Origin of the sequence: Actinoallomurus acaciae (genome assembly GCF_042429965.1) — a bacterium.
GTDB classification, from domain to species: Bacteria; Actinomycetota; Actinomycetes; order Streptosporangiales; family Streptosporangiaceae; genus Actinoallomurus; species Actinoallomurus acaciae.
This window is the reverse complement of sequence record NZ_JBHLZP010001065.1, coordinates 1-1,194: the sequence shown is the minus strand read 5'-3', so window position 1 is coordinate 1,194 and position 1,194 is coordinate 1. Positions and strand designations below refer to the sequence as shown.

Sequence of the window (1,194 nt, the reverse complement as noted above, 5' to 3'; positions counted from 1 at the left end):
CCGAGCCCGGCTCCCGGCTCCTGGCGTGTGACGTCCGCCGCGCCGCCGAACCCGAGCGCGCACGCCTCGGCCTGCGGCCCGGCGCGGCGGTCTGGGTGGTGGAGCGGGTGTTCACCGTCAACGGCGAGACGGCGGGCTACGCGACCAGCGTGCTGCCGCGCCGCCCTCTGATCGGGCTGGACCGGGAGCTGGACGACAACGCGTCGCTGCACACGGTGCTGCGCCGCCGCTTCGGGCTGACGGTCGTCCGGCAGCGTTACCGGATCGGCTTCGACGTGCCGCCGCAGCGGATCGCCGACCACCTGAACGGCGGCGACCGCGGGCCGGTCTGGCTCGCGGAGAGCATCAACCGCGCCGCCGGCGGGCCCGTCGAGTACGCGAGCACGTACCTGCGACCCGATGTCCTCGACCTCGCATTCGAGGATGGAGAGGAAGTCAGTGACCGATGAGATGACCGGGGAACGGCGGGCCGAACTGCTGGCCGTCGCCGCCCCGGACGAGCTCGTGCCGATGGCCGAGCGCCTGCTCAACACCGGTGAGCTGGGCAACCCCCGCGTCGTGCACCCGCCCGAGGTCGGCATGGTGATGCTCACCGTACGCGAGCCGGTCGCCGAGGAGCGCTTCCACCTGGGCGAGGTCCTCGTCACGCGGTGCATGGTCGAGGTGGCGGGCGCCACCGGCTGGTCGATGCGCGCCGGCGACGACCGGGTGGCCGCGCTCGCCGCCGCGCTGCTCGACGCTGCCGCACTCGCGGGCCTGCCGTCCGCGCCGGAGATCCACGGCCTGTGCGCGACCGTCGCCGAGCGACGGGACCGCGAGGACGCCGCCGAATGGGCCGAGCTGTCCTCCACCCGCGTCGCCTTCGAGGAGCTCACATGACCGCGTGGAACGAGGAGATCGAAGGCACGCCCCTGTGGTCACCCCTCCCGACGAAGGAGGGCCCGTGACCGAGCGGAGCGAGGGAACCGAGAACACGCCCCTGTGGTCACCCCTCCCGACGAAGGAGGGCCCGTGACCGCACGAAGCGAGGAGGTCGACGAGCGCATGTCCCCGATCGTGGAGGAAGGGTCGCTGATCGCCGGGCTGGTGGGCGCGCTGGCCCTCGCGCCGGACACGGCGCAGAGCGACTTCCGCGAGCTGCTCGGCGCGCTGGCCCGGGCCGGGACGCTCGGCACGGTCGCCCTGGTGCCCGGC

Annotated in this window: 3 protein-coding genes; all 3 read left to right on the top strand. The window is 74.0% G+C overall.

Annotated elements, in window-relative coordinates; genetic code table 11:
• Positions 1-449 (top strand): GntR family transcriptional regulator (locus ACFFNX_RS50490; protein ID WP_378213627.1); only part of this gene is annotated, 449 nt, incomplete at its 5' end.
• Entirely contained in the window at positions 439-879 is a 441-nt protein-coding gene (phnG, locus tag ACFFNX_RS50485) for a phosphonate C-P lyase system protein PhnG (RefSeq protein WP_378213626.1), read from the top strand. The genes ACFFNX_RS50490 and phnG, both read left to right, overlap by 11 nt.
• A gap of 132 nt (positions 880-1,011) precedes the next feature.
• Positions 1,012-1,194: hypothetical protein (locus ACFFNX_RS50480; RefSeq protein WP_378213625.1), on the top strand; the 183-nt coding region annotated here is incomplete at its 3' end.